The 18,830-nt window shown below is 57.4% G+C and carries 20 protein-coding genes and 1 pseudogene; 9 read left to right on the forward strand and 12 right to left on the reverse strand.

The genetic code is table 11. The features are described from left to right. Positions 1-90 precede the first annotated feature (90 nt). On the forward strand, positions 91-357 hold the full coding sequence (locus J3P96_RS15865) for a PepSY domain-containing protein (RefSeq protein WP_434652239.1): 267 nt from the start codon (positions 91-93) through the stop codon (positions 355-357). Next, a complete protein-coding gene (locus tag J3P96_RS15870) occupies positions 357-902 on the forward strand; it encodes a cytochrome b/b6 domain-containing protein (RefSeq protein ID WP_434652241.1) in 546 nt (181 codons plus the stop codon). The genes J3P96_RS15865 and J3P96_RS15870 overlap by 1 nt, the downstream gene beginning before the upstream one ends. Positions 903-931: 29 nt before the next feature. On the opposite strand, the gene J3P96_RS15875 is transcribed toward J3P96_RS15870, so the two are convergent. From J3P96_RS15875 to J3P96_RS15895, 5 genes are all read right to left on the reverse strand, one after another. Then, positions 932-1,231, reverse strand: coding sequence for a hypothetical protein (locus tag J3P96_RS15875; protein ID WP_434652242.1), 300 nt, complete (start codon positions 1,229-1,231; stop codon positions 932-934). Between the two features lie 114 nt (positions 1,232-1,345). After that, on the reverse strand, positions 1,346-1,765 hold the full coding sequence (locus tag J3P96_RS15880; protein WP_434624359.1) for a group I truncated hemoglobin: 420 nt from the start codon (positions 1,763-1,765) through the stop codon (positions 1,346-1,348). After that, entirely contained in the window at positions 1,765-2,628 is an 864-nt protein-coding gene (locus J3P96_RS15885) for a DUF3034 family protein (RefSeq protein ID WP_434568847.1), read from the reverse strand. The genes J3P96_RS15880 and J3P96_RS15885 overlap by 1 nt, the downstream gene beginning before the upstream one ends. 5 nt (positions 2,629-2,633) lie before the next feature. Next, positions 2,634-4,991: a putative bifunctional diguanylate cyclase/phosphodiesterase gene (locus J3P96_RS15890; protein ID WP_434652244.1), complete on the reverse strand. Its 2,358-nt coding sequence runs from the start codon at positions 4,989-4,991 to the stop codon at positions 2,634-2,636. Further along, positions 4,975-5,658 carry a methylamine utilization protein gene (locus J3P96_RS15895; RefSeq protein ID WP_434624363.1) on the reverse strand — a complete coding sequence of 228 codons (684 nt, stop codon included), beginning with the start codon at positions 5,656-5,658 and terminating at the stop codon, positions 4,975-4,977. Before J3P96_RS15895 ends, J3P96_RS15890 begins: the two co-directional genes overlap by 17 nt. A gap of 277 nt (positions 5,659-5,935) precedes the next feature. Here J3P96_RS15895 and J3P96_RS15900 point away from each other — a divergent pair, with 277 nt between their 5' ends. The 3 genes from J3P96_RS15900 to J3P96_RS15910 all read left to right on the forward strand — a co-directional run bounded on the left by J3P96_RS15900 (position 5,936) and on the right by J3P96_RS15910 (position 7,863). Next, a complete protein-coding gene (locus J3P96_RS15900; protein WP_434652246.1) occupies positions 5,936-6,478 on the forward strand; it encodes a DUF3455 domain-containing protein in 543 nt (180 codons plus the stop codon). Between the two features lie 111 nt (positions 6,479-6,589). After that, on the forward strand, positions 6,590-7,144 hold the full coding sequence (locus tag J3P96_RS15905; RefSeq protein ID WP_434604327.1) for a sigma-70 family RNA polymerase sigma factor: 555 nt from the start codon (positions 6,590-6,592) through the stop codon (positions 7,142-7,144). Further along, positions 7,141-7,863 (forward strand): anti-sigma factor, encoded by a 723-nt coding sequence (locus tag J3P96_RS15910; protein WP_434652248.1) that lies wholly within the window; start codon positions 7,141-7,143, stop codon positions 7,861-7,863. The genes J3P96_RS15905 and J3P96_RS15910 overlap by 4 nt, the downstream gene beginning before the upstream one ends. 84 nt (positions 7,864-7,947) lie before the next feature. Here J3P96_RS15910 and J3P96_RS15915 read toward each other — a convergent pair whose 3' ends face one another. The 3 genes from J3P96_RS15915 to J3P96_RS15925 all read right to left on the reverse strand — a co-directional run bounded on the left by J3P96_RS15915 (position 7,948) and on the right by J3P96_RS15925 (position 11,625). Beyond that, entirely contained in the window at positions 7,948-8,310 is a 363-nt protein-coding gene (locus tag J3P96_RS15915) for a response regulator (RefSeq protein ID WP_434624371.1), read from the reverse strand. 26 nt (positions 8,311-8,336) lie between these two features. Continuing rightward, positions 8,337-9,779, reverse strand: a complete 1,443-nt coding sequence (locus J3P96_RS15920) for an ATPase domain-containing protein (RefSeq protein ID WP_434658208.1) — start codon at positions 9,777-9,779, stop codon at positions 8,337-8,339. Between the two features lie 193 nt (positions 9,780-9,972). Next, positions 9,973-11,625, reverse strand: a complete 1,653-nt coding sequence (locus J3P96_RS15925) for a RopAA-2 (RefSeq protein WP_434652250.1) — start codon at positions 11,623-11,625, stop codon at positions 9,973-9,975. A 354-nt stretch (positions 11,626-11,979) separates the two neighbouring features. Between J3P96_RS15925 and J3P96_RS15930 the strand changes: the two genes are divergently transcribed. Together J3P96_RS15930 and J3P96_RS15935 are read left to right on the forward strand one after the other, a co-directional pair. After that, complete coding sequence (locus J3P96_RS15930) at positions 11,980-12,498, forward strand: MarR family winged helix-turn-helix transcriptional regulator (protein WP_434652252.1); 519 nt, start codon at positions 11,980-11,982, stop codon at positions 12,496-12,498. 3 nt (positions 12,499-12,501) lie between these two features. Beyond that, positions 12,502-12,669, forward strand: a pseudogene (locus tag J3P96_RS15935) (IS66 family transposase); the annotation flags it as partial. Positions 12,670-12,689: 20 nt separating this feature from the next. Here the strand turns inward: J3P96_RS15935 and J3P96_RS15940 are convergent. Both J3P96_RS15940 and J3P96_RS15945 read right to left on the reverse strand, forming a co-directional pair. Beyond that, the gene (locus J3P96_RS15940; protein WP_434652254.1) at positions 12,690-12,932 is read right to left on the reverse strand and encodes an aldo/keto reductase; all 243 of its coding nucleotides are present in this window, start codon (positions 12,930-12,932) and stop codon (positions 12,690-12,692) included. Between the two features lie 71 nt (positions 12,933-13,003). After that, on the reverse strand, positions 13,004-13,600 hold the full coding sequence (locus J3P96_RS15945) for a flavodoxin family protein (RefSeq protein ID WP_434652256.1): 597 nt from the start codon (positions 13,598-13,600) through the stop codon (positions 13,004-13,006). A gap of 114 nt (positions 13,601-13,714) precedes the next feature. Between J3P96_RS15945 and J3P96_RS15950 the strand changes: the two genes are divergently transcribed. Then, positions 13,715-14,620, forward strand: coding sequence for a LysR family transcriptional regulator (locus J3P96_RS15950; RefSeq protein ID WP_434652257.1), 906 nt, complete (start codon positions 13,715-13,717; stop codon positions 14,618-14,620). On the opposite strand, the gene J3P96_RS15955 is transcribed toward J3P96_RS15950, so the two are convergent. Beyond that, positions 14,577-15,122, reverse strand: coding sequence for a YkgB family protein (locus tag J3P96_RS15955; protein WP_434652259.1), 546 nt, complete (start codon positions 15,120-15,122; stop codon positions 14,577-14,579). The genes J3P96_RS15950 and J3P96_RS15955 overlap by 44 nt on opposite strands. Before the next feature lie 218 nt (positions 15,123-15,340). On the opposite strand from J3P96_RS15955, the gene J3P96_RS15960 reads away from it, so the two are divergent. Beyond that, positions 15,341-16,336 carry an MBL fold metallo-hydrolase gene (locus tag J3P96_RS15960; protein ID WP_434652261.1) on the forward strand — a complete coding sequence of 332 codons (996 nt, stop codon included), beginning with the start codon at positions 15,341-15,343 and terminating at the stop codon, positions 16,334-16,336. A gap of 17 nt (positions 16,337-16,353) precedes the next feature. Here the strand turns inward: J3P96_RS15960 and J3P96_RS15965 are convergent, their stop codons facing one another. Beyond that, positions 16,354-18,744 (reverse strand): TonB-dependent siderophore receptor, encoded by a 2,391-nt coding sequence (locus tag J3P96_RS15965; protein WP_434652263.1) that lies wholly within the window; start codon positions 18,742-18,744, stop codon positions 16,354-16,356. Between the last annotated feature and the right edge of the window lie 86 nt (positions 18,745-18,830).

Below are 18,830 nucleotides of genomic sequence, written 5' to 3' on the forward strand. Positions count from 1 at the left end.
CAGCAAAATGTTACGACTCGTTGCCAACTAAGGTTGCCCTAAGGTTGGTTTTGCACTGTGCAATCTCCCACATCCGCTGAGAGCTTTTCCATGCGCAAAATTCTCCTGTTGTCCCTGATTATCGCCAGCCCCCTGGCTGTCGCCGGTCCGCAATGCACCACCGCAGAGCGTTCGCAATGGCAAGACGAAAAAGCCTTCCAGGACAAGCTCAAGAGCGAAGGCTACGAGATCAGCAAGTTCAAGGTGACCGATGGCAACTGCTACGAGATCTACGGCTTCGACAAGGACAAGCGCAAGGTCGAAATCTACCATGACCCGGTCACCGGAAAAGCCGTGAAGACCGAGATCAAAGGCTGATGCCAGGCGAATCCTTACGCCTGTGGGACCCGTTGGTGAGACTGTTTCATCTGTCTATCGCCGGGGTCTTTGTCGCCAACTACTTCTTCAACGAAGCAGGCGACGACTGGCACGTCTGGCTGGGCTATTACGCCATGGCCTGGCTGCTGGTACGAACGGTTTGGGGATTCGTCGGACCACGCAGCGCACGGTGGGCGGACTTCTGGCCCACGCCAGAACGTCTGGGTACTCACGTGCGCTCGCTGCTCAACGGTCGGCCACAACACCGCCTGGGCCATTCGCCAATTGGCGCGCTGGTGATGTTGTCGATGTTGCTGGCATTGCTGACTATCGGAATCAGCGGCTTCCTGATGCAGGAAGTCAATGCCCTCTGGGGCGCCGATTGGCCGTTGCAACTGCACGAAACCGCCGCCAACACGCTGCTCGGTCTGGTGTGTGTGCATGTGCTGGCAGCCGTTTTTGAAAGTATCCAGGTCCGCGACAACTTGCCGTTATCCATGCTCACCGGCCGCAGGAAGCGCCTGCCGGACGAACGTGCGCAGTAACATTTAATGACGCCGAGCTTGCAGGGTGACTATTGATGGGTGTCCGCTTCCTCAGCCGGATAAAATTCGCCCTCCTTCCCGATCTTGTTCAGCCGTTCGCGGGCGATCAGCTCAACGCTGGCCACGGCGGCCTGATCGTCAGGGTCGACCAACTGCAAGCACAGGCGCTGGACATTCTGATCGTGGGTGCCCTCGCTGAGCATTTCGTGGGTGAACACCTGGGCACCCCGCCATAGGCATAGCTGGGTATGAGTCCCACCGAGCCATATCTCATTGAATGGTCCAAGGTCGGTGGTAGCCAGCTGATCCACGGTGATTGTCTTATCCATTGCGCTGTACCTTGCCAATGAGTAGATTCAGGTAGACTTACAGGCGCAGCGGGTCGTTCCCTGCGTCTGACGAAAGCCCAAGACAGGTCTGGCTTAAAACACGGATTGAACCCCTTACTTCTCGATGATCTCGCCGCGCATCGGTGCCAGCCGTGCGATCAACCGATTTTGCACCGGCACCGGAACACGCTGTTCATCCATTGCAGCGATCAGGTCTTCAACCAAGGCATTAAAGTCACTGCGGCTGATGTTCTGCCCCTTGTGACTCTCGGCCATGCTGTCACCGGTGTAGGTGCAGGGGCCGCCGGTTTCCAGGCAAAATTGCTCGATCAATTTGTCGCGCAGCCGCTCGATATCAATCTTGCGAAAGCGCTCTACGATACGTTCATCACGCGCGATGTTCAGCAGCATGCCCTCGACGATCCGGGTGATCCCGGCCTGTGCGCCGAGGTCTTGATAGAGCGAGTCGTCCCTGGGCAAGGATTGTGCGCAGGCGCTCAACAGCCCGATCAGCACCAGCAGGACAATGCGCATCAAAAACTCCCCTGCACCGAAAGATATGTGCCGTTCTGGCGGTCGAGCGTCGCGATTTCGCCCAGCCGCGCGTAGGCCAGCACCACCGACAGATGTTTATTGGGAAAGTAACCGACGAACAGATCAGCCCAGTCACTTTCCCCGGCAAAGGACAGGTTGTCCGGTTTCTGCCGATACTCGACGCCCAGTGCCCAGCGCGGATTGAGCAGCACCGCCAGGGAGCCCTCCTTCAGCACGCTACGAGTGTCGCGACGGTCACCGCCGAACCCGAGCAACCCCAGCTCATTGGCACGGCTGTAGCGCAGGCTGCCGTTGAGCAGCAGGTTGTAGCCAAACGCCCCGCCCATGAATAACCGACTGGCAGCCAGATAGCCTTCGGTGTCGCTGTCCCGCCTGGCGCCGACCAGGCTCGGGATCAGGAAGTTGTTCTGGTGTTTGTACTCCAGACCAAGGGAAACCTGCGGCAAATCGTCGTAGATCACGTCACCGAACAAACGCACCTTCATGGCAAAGATGTCCTGGCCGAGGTTATCGTCGGGCAGGTTCAGCTTGTTCACCAGCGAACCCAGGTCGAAACGCTGCCGGGCAAAAGACAGCTCGACCCGGTTGTCGTAGGCCACGGCCAGCCCGGCGACATCCAGCCGATAATCCGGCAGATTGACCGAGGTCGCGAACGCAGTCGCCCCCCATTCGTTTTTTTCGCCGTAACCGGCCAGCACTGCCCAAGGCGTGATCCCGCCGCCGGCGGCACCCTCCAGGCTGCTGGCGCCACCGGTCGCGATCAAACGCCCGCCGTCGGCAGAAACAACCTGAAGGGCGAGTCCTGTGCAACAGGCGATCGATAGCCACAAACGTGAACTCATGATGTTCAATGAACCAGCGAAGAATGAAGATTCAAAGGCAACGCCACCCAGGCCTCGAACGCCGCGGCGGTCAGCGGTCGGCTGATCAGGTAGCCCTGCGCGGTATCGCAATGCCAACGCTCGAGTAATCTCAGGCTGTGTTCATATTCAACGCCTTCGGCAACGACCTTGAGCCCCAGGTTATGACTCATTTCGATGGTCGAGCGGACAATTACCGCATCTTCGCTGGTGTCATGCAGGTCTCGGACGAACGACTGGTCGATTTTCAACTCTTGCACCGGCAGTCGCTTGAGGTGCGCCAAGGACGAATAGCCGGTACCGAAGTCATCCACCGACAGACTGATGCCGCAATCGCGCAACAAATGGAGGTTCTTCAAGGCCCGCTCGGGCTCGCGCATGACAGCGCTCTCGGTGACTTCAAACACCAGCTGCTCGGCTGGCAGCCGATGCGTGCGCAGCAACACCACGACCCGACCAGGCAGATCGTCGCTGATCAGGTCTTCGGCGGATATATTCAATGACAGTTGCAAGCGTAACCCTCGCCCATTCCACTCCGAGAGCTGGCGCATGCCCTCGTTGATCACCCAGTGGGTCAGCGCCTGAATGCTTCCGGTCCGTTCTGCCAAGGGAATGAATTCGGCTGGAGAGATCGGGCCCAGTTGCGGATGCTGCCAGCGCAACAGGCCTTCAGCCTGGCGGACATGACTCTTCAGAATGTCCATCTTGGGCTGGTAATGCAGGAGCAGCTCACCGTTGTTCGCCGCGTGGCGCAAGTCTCGAATCAGGGCGATCTGGCGGCGGTGAGCCAAATCACGCCCGTGCTGATAAATCTGTAGATGACCCGGCATCTGCGCCGCGTCTTTCATGGCGATGGAGGCGCGTTCCAGCAGGGTCTGCGCGCTTTGCCCATCCGCCGGGTAGGCCGCTATTCCAAGCCTGCATTCCAGGGCCAGGTCGTGGCCGTTGATGTGCTGGGGCTTGAGCAATACTTGCTGCAACCTGTCCGCCAAGGCGACCGCCGCATCGCTGTCCATCCCATCGAGCAGAACCAGGAACTCCTCGGCGATCAGATGCGCCACGGTGTCGCCAGGGTGCAACAGGGCTTGGGTTTGCTGGCCGGTCTGACGGAGCAGCCGGTCGACCGTTTCGGGGTCGACCGTTTCGTTGATGGCCCGCAGGTTATGGATGCCCATGCAGATCAGGGCAATCGGCCGGTTGGCGGCAATTGCACTGCCCAGGCGCTCCATGGCCAATGCGCGGTTGGGCAAGCCAGTGACGGGGTCATGGAGGGCGTTGTGGGCCAGCTGCTGCTCCCGCTCGGCGATGCCGCTTTGCATCGAATTGACGGCTTTGGCCAACACCCCGAGTTCATCCTCCCGCTCCAATACCACGGGGGTCTGGTAATCGCCTTGACCGATGCGCTCCGCCGCCAGCGCCAGTGACTTGACCGGACGCGACACACCTCGTGCCAATAGCAAAGCGCCGACCAACGAGGCGATCAGTGCGACCAGGGTAATCGCCAGGATTTTTTCGTCCAGCGGAGCAAACGCTTGCATGGCCACGTCCAGCGGACTCTGCAAGAGTGCTATTACTTGCCCATCGTATTCGTTCGAACCGTCAGCCAGCAGCAGAAACTGACTGAGGAAATTGCGATCCAGGTGCTCCGTCAGTACCGCGCTGTTGCGGTTGGACGAGTTGAGCATCAAGCTGGAGACAGGCCCGCGCAGAACGTCTGGTTGCGTGCTGACAAGCTCACCAGGCCGTTGGTGATCAACGGCAAGAAACGAAACCTCAAGGTTGGTGAGTGAGCGCAACTCACTGGCAAAGGCCTTGTCCATGCTGAAACCCATCACCACCCTGGCAACAGGCAGAGGTGCGAGTACGGGCGTTTCCACCAACAGATGCGGTTTACCCTGCAACGGTACGATTACCATGGCCTGGCGCGCACGTTGCGCCAGGCGCAGCGCGCCATCGTACTGGAACAATGAACCTTCCGGCATGTTGTCGAGGGTACTGGCGAGCACCTCGCCGTCCATGCTCAGCAGAATCATGTCGCTGGCATTGATGCGCTTGCCATGGTTGACCAGCACTGAACGGATGGTTGCAGCATCCCGGCTGGCTACCGCTTCGCGAAAGCCGAAGTCGGCCGCCAATAACTGCACGCCATCGGCCAAGCGTCGGCCCTGCACTTCCAGCAGCCGCTCGAAGACGCGCGTACCGACGTCCAACTGCGCCTCGGACTGGCTACGCACCGCAGAACGGGTCGCTGCATTGACGCTGAAATACAACACGCCGATCACCCCCAGCGACAACAGGATCATCACCGCTGCGACTTGCGCCTGGAAACTATTGCGCAGTTTCACGAGCCGCTCGCTTGAATGTGTCGCCGAAGGCACTCGAAGCCGGAGCGGTTGCGGGCTGCTCAGGTAAAGGCTCCAGCGTCAGGGTGTAGTTCTGCTTGAGGCCGGTCGCAGGAAGTTTCACAGAACCGGCATCGATCGGTTGCATCCCCTTGAGCCGGGGATGCCAAAGCGTCACGCGGTACTCGCCGACTGGCAAATCGTTCAGCACCACATTGCCTTGGGCATCGCTGACGGCAAAACGCGGATCGTCGGTGACAAAGACGTAGCCGAGCATCCGGTCATGGATGTTGCAGCCCAATACCACCACGCCGGGCTTATCGAACAGCACCGGCTCGGAGGGGGTGCCCTCGTACAAGCGCAACTCAAAGCGCTTCGCTGGCGAAAACGAGTAGACCTGGTGGCGGATGTTGTCGCTGTTGGGAAATTTGATCGGGGTGCCGGTGTGCACCGCCAGCACATGGGGCGCAAATTGCTGGTTGCGCTGATCCATATTGGCGGCGGGAGGCGCCAACGGCGCACCGATCGGGCCTTGCAGCGTGACCACCGCGTCGGGCAGCCGCTGGCCTGTGCCTTCGTGCATCGCCACATCAAGCTTGGCCACCCCCGCCCACCCGACAGGGCACGCGAACAGTAACAGCAGTGCAAAAAGCGGGTTATTCCTGGACATGCCCATTCCATTGAAAACGAGGGTGAATCGTCCTGGTGACGAGACTCCTGATGGCGGCATCGGCAGTCACGCACTGATCGCCCATTTACCTAGGTATCGACCGCGTAGCAAAAACCTGAACAGGCAGCCCCGACATGACCGACTGCCGGCCTTGAGCCCCGCTGAAACGGCCGTTGATATTTTTATTCAGCCAAGTGCATCCAGTCCGCGTTCCAGAGGGTAGTACATGTAGCGGCCATGAACCGCTGCGCTGATCAAATCCTCAGGAGAAGCTTGTATGAACGCTAAACGATTGTTCTGCATTGTCGGTACTGCATTGACTGCCAGTTGCCTGTTCGTCGCGATGCCTGCTGCTTACGCGCAAGCAGACTTGCCTGAAAGCATCAAGGTCCCGGCCGGCCATAAGGTCGCGCTCGAAAGTGCAGGAGTCGGAGAAATCACTTATGAATGTCGTGACAAGGCCAATGCCACAGGGCAGACAGAATGGTTTTTCATCGGCCCGAAGGCGCTGCTGAACGACCGAAGCGGCAAGGCGATCGGCACTTATTTCGGACCACCCGCAACATGGCAAGCCAACGACGGTTCCAAAATCACCGGAACCCAATTGGCGGTCGCATCGGTCAGCCCCAAAGACCTCCCCTTGCAGCTGGTCAAGGCCAACCCCGCCGAAGGGAAAGGCGCAATGAGCGGAGTCAGTTACATCCAGCGGCTAGCCGTCAAGGGTGGCGTAGCGCCGATGACCGAATGCTCCAGTGCCAACAAAGGCAAGCGTGAGGTAGTGAAGTATCAGGCCGACTATATATTCTGGGCTGCCCAATAGATCACGATCGACGGCCAGTGGTCAGGGCAAAGTCGGCTACTCTTCTCCCATGAATACCCCCTTGCCTCCGGGCTTGGGGTCATGTTGCTGCCAATGGCTGGAAACCTGTCCTTGCCCGAACCTTACTTCGATTATGAAGCCCACCTTGCGGCATGCGCCCAAGGCGACCAACAGGCGTTGCGCGCCTTATACGATCAGGAAAGCGCACGCGTGATGGGCGTTGCTCAGCGAATCGTGCGCCATAAGGCGTTGGCGGAAGACATCCTCCATGACGTCTTTATCAAGATATGGACTCGCGCCGCCAGTTTCGACCCGACCAGAGGCTCGGCCCGTGGCTGGATATTCAGCATAACCCGACACCTGGCCCTCAATGTCGTGCGCGACAACGCCAGGCAAATTCAGCTCGACGAGCACAGTGAAATGGCCTCGGACGCTTTGGCGTCCGTTGACGCGCCGAACAGCGACACGTTTGAGTACCTGACTCGTTCAGGTCGTATCTATACCTGCCTTGAACGATTGGAGCCGGCCCGGCGCAATTGCATACTTCATGCGTACGTGGACGGTTATTCACACTCCGAAATATCGAAAAAAGTGGGCGCACCGCTGGGAACCGTAAAGGCGTGGATCAAACGTAGTCTGGTGGCGTTGCGGGAGTGCATGGGATGACGACGAGCGCAGAGGATGATCTTCCCGAAAACATCGAAGAACTGGCGAGCGAATATGTGTTGGGGACATTGCCGGCCAATCAGCGCAAGCAGGTTCGACAGCGTCTCGCGCAAGAACCCGCCCTGCGCGACGCGGTCGATGCCTGGGAGCAGCGCCTGGCTGCCTTGACTGAGCAGGCAGAACCGCAAACACCTGGGCCCCTAGTCTGGAGGCGTATCCAGAACAGCCTGGACAGTCATGGCCAGCGAGCGCCGAATGCCCCACGGTCGAGATCATTGTGGAATTTTCTTCCGTTATGGCGCGGGCTCGCCGGGGCAGGCATCGTTGCAACATTGCTGCTGGGAACGCTGCTACTGACGCGCACGACCGCGGTCAGCCCAACCACTTACCTGGTGGTGCTGGTAGCGCCGCAAAACCAGGCACCTGGATGGGTCATCCAAGCGACCGACTCCAAGCAAATTCAACTTATACCGCTGGCGGTGGCACAGGTCCCCAGCGATAAAGCATTGCAATTCTGGACCAAGGCGGACGACTGGAAAGCGCCGGTATCCCTGGGTTTGGTCCGGCCTGGACAAACGCTGTCGGTCCCGCTCGATAAATTACCGCCGTTGGAGCCCCATCAACTTTTTGAACTGACTCTTGAAAGTGTCAATGGCTCGCCGACCGGAAAACCCACAGGGCCGGTGCAGTTCATCGGCCGGGCCGTGAAAGTCCTCTAGCACCCTCCTCAAAAATCACGCAGCCCACGCTGGGCATCGGTGGGCACTCGATAGACTCGCTCTCGTGACGCCTACCGGAACGAACTACTGCGCAGACAAGAGCTTTTTCACTTCTGCGATGATGGCGCCTATCTCGAATGGCTTTGGCAGGACTGCATCAAACAAATCCGATCTCTGCATACCTATGTGCGCCTGGGCACCGCTCATGAGGATGATTGGCAAACGATTGACGGACGGAAGTGCTCGCACAGCCGTGGCGAACTCCAAGCCGTCCATGACGGGCATCATGAAGTCGGTAACAATCAACGCTGGACGCTCCCTTTCGAGAACTTCGAGTCCCTTTCGACCATTGCTGGCTTTTACGACCATGAAGCCTTCATCCTCCAGCGCGAAGCTGAGGATGTCAGCGATCAGATACTCGTCGTCGACGACCAGGATGGTGGTCATGTTAATTTTTCAACCTGTTCAAAGACTTATGAAATCGAACCAGGCAAGGACTCAGTGGCAACTGAAGGTTCATTCCTCAAAGCCTTTTTCAGGAAAACATCTTGATCACGAATCACCACCTCGAATCGCGAGGGGTCATAGGAGCTATCTCGTACCTTAAGAATGGAAAGCGTCCTGCTTAGTTCAGCGCGACTCTCAAAGAAACGCATCAGCATCAGGTTGTCGACGATGCTCGACAGGTCGGAGTTCGGTGAGCTGACCTCAGAACCGAACAGGTCGCGCATTTCCCAGGATGCAAATACCGTAACGCCTCTGGAGCGCAGCTCATTCATGAGCGCACTGTAGAAATCGGTAATCCGTCCCGGATTTGTCGAAACGCGTGTCATCCCGCTCAGACTGTCGATGAACAGGCGTTTGATACCCTTCTCCTTGACGATGCTCAGCAGTCTTGAGCCGAGTCCATCCAGCAGCCCTTCGGTGGTTGGCTGCCAGACAATGCTCAACGCCCCGCTCTCCTCCATGGCTTCGATGTCGATGCCCAGTGAGGATCCTTTCAGGCGCAGCCGCTGTGGACTTTCATAGAACCCAAAATGCAAGCCTGGGGCATCAGGTGTGGACTTGGCCAGGAATTTGAGACCCAGCGTGGTCTTGCCGATCCCGGAGGGCCCCATGACCAGAGACACACTGGAGCTGTGTAGCCCTCCGCCCAATATATCGTCGAGGGAATCAATCCCACTGGCGATACGCGTCATGTCCGCACTGTCGGAAGAGGAAGGACGGCTGTACAGGCTCTCGAGACGCGGATAGACAACCAGGCCGTCATCAGTGATTTCACATTCGTGAAGACCGGTCAGTGCGCTGCTGCCTCGCGTCTTGCGTAGTTGTATACGTCGTACGGAACGAGTGCCGAACAGCTCCTCTCCCATTTCGATCACACCATCAACCATCGTGTGCTCTGGGCTACCGTCGTCAAGCCGTGAACTGGTGAGGAACAGTACGGTACATCCGGCGAACGCTGCGTGGCCTTGCAACTCCAGGATGAATTTCTTGGTGTCGATAGGCGAATCGGCTTTGGAGCGCGCATTGAGCAAACCGTCGACGACCATGACCGTAGCCTTCTGCCGACTGATCTCACGCCGAAGCAGTTTTACTACTTCATCGAGACCTTCGTTTTCCAACGTATCGAATGCGCTGACGAACTGGATTTCAGCGCCCACTTTGGATGAGTCGAAAAAGCTCAGGGTAGAGAGAAACTGAAAGAGACGGTCATGCGACTCGGCCAGCAGTGTGGCGACTAAAACACGGCCTCCATTACGCACGTGATGGAATCCAAGCTGATTGGCGAGGATCGTCTTGCCCGAACCTGGACGACCTTGAATTATGTATGAAGCACCCGCGACCAGCCCTCCGTTAAGCAGAGCGTCGAGCCCTTCGATTCCGCTTTGAAGGCGTTTTAGCTTTTCCACAATGTGACCCTGATCTAAAAAAAACAGGCTTTTAAGCCGGATGAATGAAATGCTAACGCCAATTCGAATTCGAGGCCATTCAGGTTCAATAGAAAGTAGACGTGGGAGATCGTTCGCTTTGGGTCGTAAGTAATCATTTGAAATGTCCGATCCCTGGACATCAAGGAAAACTGAAGTGAGCGACAAGGAAAGGCTGCTAAACGATATCTCCGTCATCCTGGGCAGTCGGACGCGCAGGTGCTGAGGAAGATGCCTGGACCTGCGTACCCGCGAGCGGCTGCATGGGTATGCTCTGCCCCTGAGCGGCCTGGCTTTGAGGGGTGGCCGCGGAGCGTTGCCTCAGGGCTCCAACGCTTTTATTCCAGGCTGACTGGGAGGTGGTGCCAATGGCGCTGGCAACGCTAGTGACTCCATCCCCTACCGCTTGAGCTGCATTTTTTGTGTGGTTGGTCGCTGACACCGCTGTCTCTTTGGCAAATCTGGCGCCGGTGAGCGATGTCTTGAGCGCAAGCTCACCGCCTTTGACCGCCACCCTGCCCGCTGCATCTGCGCCCCCTTCTACCGCTTTTGGTACATGGGCATCGACAGCAGCGGTGGCTTTTTTCGGCACTGATCCACCTAGCGAGGCGCCAGCTGCCCACAGCCCGAAAGCCAGGGTACCCAATACGTTTTTTACGCCCTCCGAGGCTGCGGTAGCCGCCATTTTTCCCAGCTCCGTGGACTTCGCCAGGTTGGCTGTGGCGGTTGTAGCCGCGCCCATTGCAGAAAAACCGCCAATCAGCAGACCATTTCCTACAACACTGACCGGGTCTACTATCTCTTTCAAGGCATCGCCACTGATGACCGCATTCAGCGCCGTGGCCGCGCCTTCACCCAGCCGCGTGGAGACCATCTTGACCAGGGCAGTGGCATCGAGATCCTTTAAGGTCTCGAAGTCATCCAGCCATTCGGTATCTTGATCAATAGGCTTATGAGCCTGCCCTTCCGGTACAGCATCTCGACGACCATAGAGCATTGCAGGGTCAGCCAAATGGTTACTGCGATCACGGCTCACATTGTAATGCTCGATTGCAATACCCACGATGATAGCCGTGACCGGTCGTAGGGCGGGTTGCAGGATTGCATCCAGTTCCTCTCTGCCAGCAGCCGTCATGGCAAGCGTTGATGCGTACATTGCAGTGTTACGTACAGCAAACCCGGTAAGCCATTTATTAGCTTCGTCGAAAGCATTGCGCAATGGACCTTTGTCCAACGCCAGCAGCTTCTCCGCCACCGATGCTTGAAGCGCCGGGTGCAGTGTATTGCTCTCGGGCTTAAGGTAATAACCAGGCTTGAAGCCCGCGATCGTCTTGTTACCGGCAGCATCCGCCATACCGGCGTACAAGCATGACATGGCGTTCTCTATAGCCGCTTGGCGTACCGTATTGGCATGCTGGCCCGCTACCTGGAGGATCGACGGTTTGAAATTACCGGCCTCGGTCAGCGCCGCAAAGGGTGTCCCCCCCATCCCTGACTTTATCGACGCAAACAATCTGTCGGCCCTGGCTGCGTTTTTTTCCGCCTTCTCCATGTCATGGACGGTATAACCCCCGGCCTCCAGCCGTTGGGCACGGTCATCGCGAATGGCGTTCAGCTCCGCGTTGCGGGCGCTTGAAGCAGGGGCAGCGGGTTGATCGGAGTCAGCTTGTGTTTCAAGGTGAGCCTCGAAATGGTTATGAAGCCGCGTGCGCATTGCTACCCCGATATCACCGAGGACCGGAGAGTGAGAGGCCCGCAGTGTTGTTTCCTGCTGTATCTCATCAGGTGGACGGGTCAGCTCGCGGCTTGTACCTACATTAATCGTATCCATGGCGTTGTCCTCTTGGCATCGGCAGATAGATGAATGCGAATGACCCCGGTATGAGCGGCGGCATCCTCACACCTGAGTGGCCGTGCCGGAAGAAGCGTTCCAAGGATGTAATAAATTTGAAAAACCGACGGTCACAACTGAAAGGCTGACCGTTCTATTTTTTTTCATCGTAGAAGGCGATGCGAAGGCCAGGCCGGTCCTTGGAAACAAGAATGTCGATGCGATAGCTAAAAGTCGCTGAGCAATGGAGCTACTGATAAGAAAGAACCCGTAGCTTTTCCCCAAGACGGGCCCTTCTCATCCGAAAATCTTGCATTCCATGCGCGATGCACACATATTTAGCCCATGAAAGATATGAAACTCGAAAACATAGTTGGGGCGCTGTCGCTGGCGATTTCTGACTCTATCCACCAAGGCACTCAAGACCAAGCTCCGGAAGTTGGTCCGGCAGCTGCGGCTATTGCCTTGCTCGGTCACGAGCCAGGCATGTCCATAGAGCGTTTGAGGCGAGCATTGGGATTGTCTCATCCTGGAGCCGTGCGCCTGGTTGATAGGCTTGTCACCCAGGGTGTAGTGGAACGGAGACAAGCAGACGCTGATCGGCGTGCCGTTGCGCTCCACCTTACTACCGCAGGAAATGCGAACTGTGCTGCCGTGCTAGCAGTCCGCCATGAACGTATAGCTCGTGCTTTGGAAGTGCTTGATCCGGATGAGCGCGAAATCCTTGGACGGATAACCGAAAAGCTACTCAACGGCTTGGTGAATGATCTCGATCAAGGCTATTCAGTTTGTAGACTGTGCGACCCTGCGTCTTGCACGAATTGTCCAGTCGCAGATGCGTTGAATGAAAATCCCTGCACTGGCCATCTCTAAGACTGGAAGGGCAAGTTGGTCTGTGATGATTCTGGTGGCTACAAAGCCAGCTTCGAACTCGGGGTGACCGAGATCGGCTGTGTGGCCCATGCGCGGCGCAAGTTCTTCGAGTTGCACGCTGCCAACAAGAGCACGCTCGCCGAGCAGGCCTTGCGCTATATCCAAACAATTGGGCTGAAAACCAAAGCAGATCATGGGCTCTTGGGCGCAAGAAATGGCATACGCTCCGACTGACCGAAAGAATAAATATCGGCGGTGTCCATGAAGTTGATTCCTTGCGCCAGAGCGTGGGCGATCAATCTGTTGGCTTCGCCCTGTTCAACCGCGCCGATTGCAGACCACATACCCGCGTTGGCATTACCACCGAGCGTCATCGTGCCCAGGCACAGCTCGGATACATACAGGCCCGTACGACCAAGTCGCTTGTATTTCATGACTTCTCCTTCGAGATCGATGGATGAAAATGAGCACAGCAGCGGGCCAGTATCGTCGACGCGAGTGGACATCAGACAGACTGAGATTTACCGGCTCGGAACTGTCCGGCAATCAATGCGACGCGCGCGCCATACAGACGCGCGGTCTCCAGATCTCCCGATGACATCTCGTCAGGAGAGGCATCCGCAGGCGTCTGCGCCATGGGCGCGATGTAAGAACCCATGCGGTTCAAATCGTCGCGTTTCGACGCCTTGACGTTCGCTGGTTTGATGTCCAGACCAACCCAGATCCCGGCGTGCTGCCCAGAGAGCAGGAAGAAATACTCAAGAGTATTGAGCTTGTCGCCGTTGATGCTCGCGCTATTGGTAAAGCCGCCAAAAATCTTGTTTTGCCATGCGCCTTCGAACCAGGGCTTGGAAGAGGCGTCCGCGAATTTCTTGAACTGCCAGCTAGGGCCGCCCATGTAGGTAGGCGAACCGAAGACGATTGCGTCTGCGTCTGCGAGTATTTGCCAGGCATCCTCGGGGAGATTGCCCTCGGGGTCGATTGCAACCAATACAGAGTCGGTGCCAGCGCCTTCGGCAACGGCAGCTGCCATTCGTACGGTGTGGCCATAGCCTGAGTGATAAATGATGACCGTTCGGATTGGCGTGGAAGTTGAGTTCATGAGTGCTCCCTTACAAGTTCTGGAGTTGTTGACAACCTGAGAGTTACTCTACTGAGTCCAAAATGAGTTATAAACCATCCGAATCCGAACACACTGTTATCCAATCGGTGAACAATGCCCAATCTTCAGGCACTTTTGATTTTTGCCCGCGTTGCGGAAATGATGAGCTTCACGCGTGCCGCTGAAAGCCTGGGAATCCAGAAGGGACGGGTGTCGACGGTGATTCGTGAGCTGGAACGGGACATGGGCGCGACCCTCCTGCACAGAACAACACGCAGCGTGCAATTGACCGAAGACGGTCGTAGTTTTTATGCACGTGCGCGTGACCTGCTGGCCGAAGCTCAGGACGTGCAGTCCATGTTCGCGAACAGCGGCGCCCCTCTGAGGGGGAGATTGCGCGTAGATATGCCGACTGAGTTGGCAAAGACCGTCGTGATTCCCGCTCTACCGCAACTACTCAAGGCCAATCCTGAGTTGGAGCTGGAACTATCCAGCACGGATCGCCGTGTCGATCTGGTTCAAGAAGGGTTTGATTGCGTGATTCGTCTCGGGCCGATCATGGACGACAGACTGATCGCCCGCTCGCTCGGCAAACTGCGCATGATGAACGTGGCGAGTCCAGGCTATCTGGCAAAGTACGGCATACCGCAAACACTCGATGACCTCCTCATCCAGGGTCACCAGATGGTTCACTACACGCCGACACTCGGCGCGCGACTCGCTGGTTGGGAATATCCGGAGGGAGACAGCTACGCATCACTTGCGTTGCCAGGGGCGGTGCAAGTGAATAACGTGCAAACCTATCATGCTGCGGGCCTGGCGGGGATTGGACTGATTCAGGCCGGTTATCTGGCCCTTGCGCACCACATCAAAAGCGGCGATCTGGTGGAGATTCTGCCCGATCTACGACCAGAGCCGCTGTCGGCGTCGCTCGTAGTCGCGCATCGGCGTAACCTTTCCCAACGCGTCCGGGCCTTCATGACTTGGATTGAGAGTGTTTTGGAACCCTATTTTGATTAGCCGCTAGAGTGGGCAACATACGCTGCAGCCCCTCGGTGAGGATCACCAGGCTCACCCCTAACAACGCAACGTCTTTTATCAGGAATGTGCCCAGGAAGTTCAGCCATGGAAAACCTCCCGATCCGGCCTCCCATATCGGCAATACCAACATCATGGAAATGGTCGTAAAGAAGGTCAGCGATGCTAACAACCCACCTGCGATAGCTGCTCGAGCAGACCAGGGTGAAGCGATGAGCAGCAATGCAGTCAGTATCTCGACTACACCTAATAAGTACGAGGTACCGGCTTCGCCAAGAACTGGATAAAGCCAGGCCAGCCATGGGGTGCCACTGATCAGGGGTATGAGTACCTGCACCTCGATCTGCGTGAACTTGAGTAGACCAATCATTAGCAGGGGAAGAACAACGCCGGACAAGACAATTGCCCGACTTACGTTCTCGAGTCTCGAAATGCTGGAAGTGAGAGCAGCCTGGCTGCTGGTGACGCTCGTGATGTGCTGCATGAGATTCTCCGATTGCCGATATGTGCTCGAAGCATATATCAGCTATTGGCAAAATGCATGCGTCACGCATATAATATTTCGCTATGAAGCCTAAGCATGTCGTAGATACAGCCGGTACTGGCTAGCGGCTAAGGCGTACGCGGTGCCTCACACTGAACGCGCTTTATCTACCTTTATCGCAGCGATCACCGATGGTTACACTCACAAAGGTACTCATCATGCATAACCACGCGCGGTTCCATCTTGCGGCCCTACTGACAGCCGCCCTAGTCACGGGTGCAACCTACTCACCGTCGCCCACCGCAGCGCTAGCGTCACAGACGTCGACCGCAACGACGGCACCGCCCCATAAACCTGCACTCGCGGGCATCTACGCCTTCACTCTGGGCAAGTTCCGCATCACCGCACTAAGCGACGGGACGCTGCCCCTCGATCTACATCCGCTGCTTAGAGGCATCAGCCCAAAGCAGATCGACGCAATGCTGCAACGCGGATTTGCTCGCAACCCGCTGGAGACGTCTATCAATGCCTACCTCGTCGATACTGGCTCACATGTAGTACTGATCGATACCGGTGCCGGTGAATTGTTCGGTAACGTTGGCGGCAAGCTACCCGAAAGCCTGGCGGCTGCGGGCTACCAGCCGGCGCAGATCACCGATGTGCTGATTACCCACATCCATACCGATCATTCCGGCGGCCTGACACGCGGCGGCCAGATGATGTTTCCCAATGCGACCATCCACGTCGGCCAGGCCGACGTCGACTTCTTCCTGGACCGCGCCAACCTGGACAAGGGGTTAACGCCGGCTTATCTGGAGCAAGCGCTGAAGACGGTTGGCCCGTACCAGCGCGAAGGAAAGCTGAAGCCATTCGCAGCCGAATCCGAAATCCTCCCGGGTATCACCGCCATTCCCACGCCGGGACATACCCCGGGCCACAGCTTTTTTCGGGTCACAAGCGAAGGCGAGAGCATCGATTTCTGGGGCGACATCATGCATGTCGGCCTCATCCAGTTCTCGCGGCCGGAGGTGACAATAACCTTCGACGTCAATCAGAACGCCGCTCGCGCCCAGCGATTACGACAATTTGAGGCTGCCGCGAGTGAGCAACGGTTGTCAGCAGTCGCTCACTTGCCATTTCCGGGCATAGGCCACATCAGGCGCGAAGCCGGCAGGTATGAGTGGGTACCCGTCCAATACCGCAATCGCGACTGAAGGCCTTACACGCCTGCTTACCAGTTGTAACTCACTTTGGCGGTAATCTCGCGACCCGGGTTGTAGAAGTTCGCTGTGCCGGAACCGACCACGTGCTGCTCATCCAGCAGGTTGCTGACGTTCACCGCAAGGTCGGTGCCCTTGGCGATCTCGTAGTTGAAGGCGGCGTCGAACAGCGTGGTGCCATCGCTTTTGCCGGAGTTGGCTGCATCGAAGTAATAAGAGCCGACGTAGCGCGCACCCAAGCCAACGCTGACATCAGTACCGGGCACGTCGTAATAACTCCAGAGCGAAGCGGAATGCTTGGGCGCCGTGGAGAACTCATTACCCTTCAGGGAGCTGCCGTCGTACAACGAACCGCGCAGTACCTCGGACTCCATATAGGAATAACCGCCTATCAGGCTGATGTTCTGCGTCACCTGCGCCTTGGCCTCCAGGTCGAGGCCACGCGCCCGCGATTCGCCCACCGTCTGTTGCTCGATGATGCCGCTCGGCAGCACCACGGCGATGGTGACGTTTTCCTGGGTCAGGTCATAGACGGCTGCGGAGAACAGTGCGTCCATTCCCATCGGCGCATACTTCACGCCCACTTCGTACTGCGTGCCCGTCTGCGGGGTTACGCCAACCTGCGGCGGCGAGACGGATTCCACCATGCTCACATAGGTGGACACCTCGTCGTTGACGATATAAGTCAACGCACCTCGGTAGGAGGTTTCGGAGAAGTTGTCCTTCTCAGTGGATTGCAAGCCTTTGCTGGTAAGGTCCATCGAGTCGTTGCGCATACCCGCGGTGACGATGAAACGCTCGTAGAACGACAGGTTCTGCTGAAGGAAAACAGCCTTGGTGGTCGCGTCTCGCTTGTTGACGGCATACGGCGTGATTGAGCCTGGGACGCCAGTAAACACAGGATTTTTAATGTCAATCGGGGTCGTCAGGGCGTAGACCGAGCTTTCCTTGGTGGTCGAATCGAGGTACTCCACGCCCACCAGGCTGCTGCTGTCGATGTTCTCGAAGCGGGCATCGTATTGCAGCATCAGATTGCCGTTGAACTGGTCGGCCTCAGTGTCCGTTCCAAACAAATACCGGTCAACGGTGGTACCGACACGTCCGGCGCTGTCGCTGAGGTAAACGTAGCCGAAATCATCGGTCAATTTGCTGTAACGCAGATTGCTGCGCAGTACGAAGCCGTTGTCGAAGTCATGCGTGACGTTACCGCTGAGGCTGGTGCGCTCGACATCATGAAAGTTGTAGCTGGGCTCACCATAAAACTTGCTGCGGTCGTACTCTTTGTCCCGCGGATAGCCGCCACTGTTGGGCGAACTTTCAGTTTTCAGATAGTCCAGAATCACGGTGGCTGACGTGTAATCCGTGGGTGCCCAGGTGAGGCCACCCATCACCAACCGGTTATCGTCCTGTGAGTGGTCGTACTCGCGGTCGCTGTTCTGGCCTTTGGCAGTAAAGCGGCCAGCCACGGTTTTCTCGTCGTTCAGCGCATCCCCCACATCGATGCCTGTCTCCACATGGTCAAACGAACCGTAGGTCACGTAGCCTTGGCCAAACTGCTCGAAGCGCGGCTGTTTGGTCACGAAATTCACCGAACCGCCCGGGTCCGCTGGGCCAAACAGCGTGGAGTTGGCGCCACGCAGAATCTCTATGCGTTCATAAGCGAACGGATCTTCGCGTACGCCGCGCATCGAACTCAGGGTCAAGCCGTCACGGTAAGTGGTGGCCTGGAAGCCCCGGATCTGGAAATAGTCGTTGCGGTCATCCGTACCATAGAAATCACTGATCACGCCCGGCGTGTATTGCAGCGCCTCTTCGGTGGTGCTGACGCTACGTTGCTCCATTTCCTTGTTGGTAACAACCGACACCGATGCCGGCGTATTGAGAATGCTGGTTGCCACCTTGCCGCCAACCCAGAGCTCCTTGGCAACTACCGAGTTGGCGTCGTCGTCGGCGCTGACCCTGACCTTGGCATTGATGATGAGGGGTGCCAGGCGGTATTCCTCGACGTCCGTTGCGTCGAGCTCCAGCGGGCCGGCGGGCTTTGGTTGAGGGAGCAGTAGATAGGCATTCGGGCCTTGCTGTTCGATTTGCAATTCGCTCCCCTGCAGCAACGATGACAGCGCTGCCGACGTATCGAGCGTGCCATTCACGCCAGCAGTGGTGCGGTTCGCGACACTTGACGCGTCGAAGGAAAGACTGATGCCAGCCTCGCGCGCAAAGCGGTCAAGCGCTGGCGCCAGTGGGCCGGCAGCGATGTTCCACTGCTTGACTGGGTTGCTGTGGTCAGCGCTCGATGTTTGCGCCAGCGATGGCAATGCATAGCTGCTTACGATCAAACCCAAAATCGCAGCGTGCAAGGCACGATTTAATGGATGGCGCTGTGAAACAGGGGACGAACTCATTTTCTCGCTCCAAGAAAGGACATCGGCAGACTGGCCTGTATTCCGGCCTTCCTTAGAGGTCGAACGAGAATGAGAAGCTACCTCAT

This window comes from Pseudomonas sp. R3-56, assembly GCF_051132075.1.
GTDB lineage: Bacteria > Pseudomonadota > Gammaproteobacteria > Pseudomonadales > Pseudomonadaceae > Aquipseudomonas.

Excerpts from the sequence above, each read along its gene's own strand:
- J3P96_RS15925 (WP_434652250.1), bottom strand. The coding sequence starts at position 11,625 with ATGGATACGATTAATGTAGGTACAAGCCGCGAGCTGACCCGTCCACCT.
- J3P96_RS15915 (WP_434624371.1), bottom strand. The coding sequence starts at position 8,310 with ATGACCACCATCCTGGTCGTCGACGACGAGTATCTGATCGCTGACATC.
- J3P96_RS15895 (WP_434624363.1), bottom strand. The coding sequence starts at position 5,658 with ATGTCCAGGAATAACCCGCTTTTTGCACTGCTGTTACTGTTCGCGTGC.
- J3P96_RS15930 (WP_434652252.1), top strand. The coding sequence starts at position 11,980 with ATGAAACTCGAAAACATAGTTGGGGCGCTGTCGCTGGCGATTTCTGAC.
- J3P96_RS15875 (WP_434652242.1), bottom strand. The coding sequence starts at position 1,231 with ATGGATAAGACAATCACCGTGGATCAGCTGGCTACCACCGACCTTGGA.
- J3P96_RS15885 (WP_434568847.1), bottom strand. The coding sequence starts at position 2,628 with ATGAGTTCACGTTTGTGGCTATCGATCGCCTGTTGCACAGGACTCGCC.
- J3P96_RS15960 (WP_434652261.1), top strand. The coding sequence starts at position 15,341 with ATGCATAACCACGCGCGGTTCCATCTTGCGGCCCTACTGACAGCCGCC.
- J3P96_RS15955 (WP_434652259.1), bottom strand. The coding sequence starts at position 15,122 with ATGCAGCACATCACGAGCGTCACCAGCAGCCAGGCTGCTCTCACTTCC.
- J3P96_RS15865 (WP_434652239.1), top strand. The coding sequence starts at position 91 with ATGCGCAAAATTCTCCTGTTGTCCCTGATTATCGCCAGCCCCCTGGCT.
- J3P96_RS15965 (WP_434652263.1), bottom strand. The coding sequence starts at position 18,744 with ATGAGTTCGTCCCCTGTTTCACAGCGCCATCCATTAAATCGTGCCTTG.
- J3P96_RS15945 (WP_434652256.1), bottom strand. The coding sequence starts at position 13,600 with ATGAACTCAACTTCCACGCCAATCCGAACGGTCATCATTTATCACTCA.
- J3P96_RS15900 (WP_434652246.1), top strand. The coding sequence starts at position 5,936 with ATGAACGCTAAACGATTGTTCTGCATTGTCGGTACTGCATTGACTGCC.
- J3P96_RS15880 (WP_434624359.1), bottom strand. The coding sequence starts at position 1,765 with ATGCGCATTGTCCTGCTGGTGCTGATCGGGCTGTTGAGCGCCTGCGCA.
- J3P96_RS15870 (WP_434652241.1), top strand. The coding sequence starts at position 357 with ATGCCAGGCGAATCCTTACGCCTGTGGGACCCGTTGGTGAGACTGTTT.
- J3P96_RS15910 (WP_434652248.1), top strand. The coding sequence starts at position 7,141 with ATGACGACGAGCGCAGAGGATGATCTTCCCGAAAACATCGAAGAACTG.
- J3P96_RS15940 (WP_434652254.1), bottom strand. The coding sequence starts at position 12,932 with ATGAAATACAAGCGACTTGGTCGTACGGGCCTGTATGTATCCGAGCTG.
- J3P96_RS15950 (WP_434652257.1), top strand. The coding sequence starts at position 13,715 with ATGCCCAATCTTCAGGCACTTTTGATTTTTGCCCGCGTTGCGGAAATG.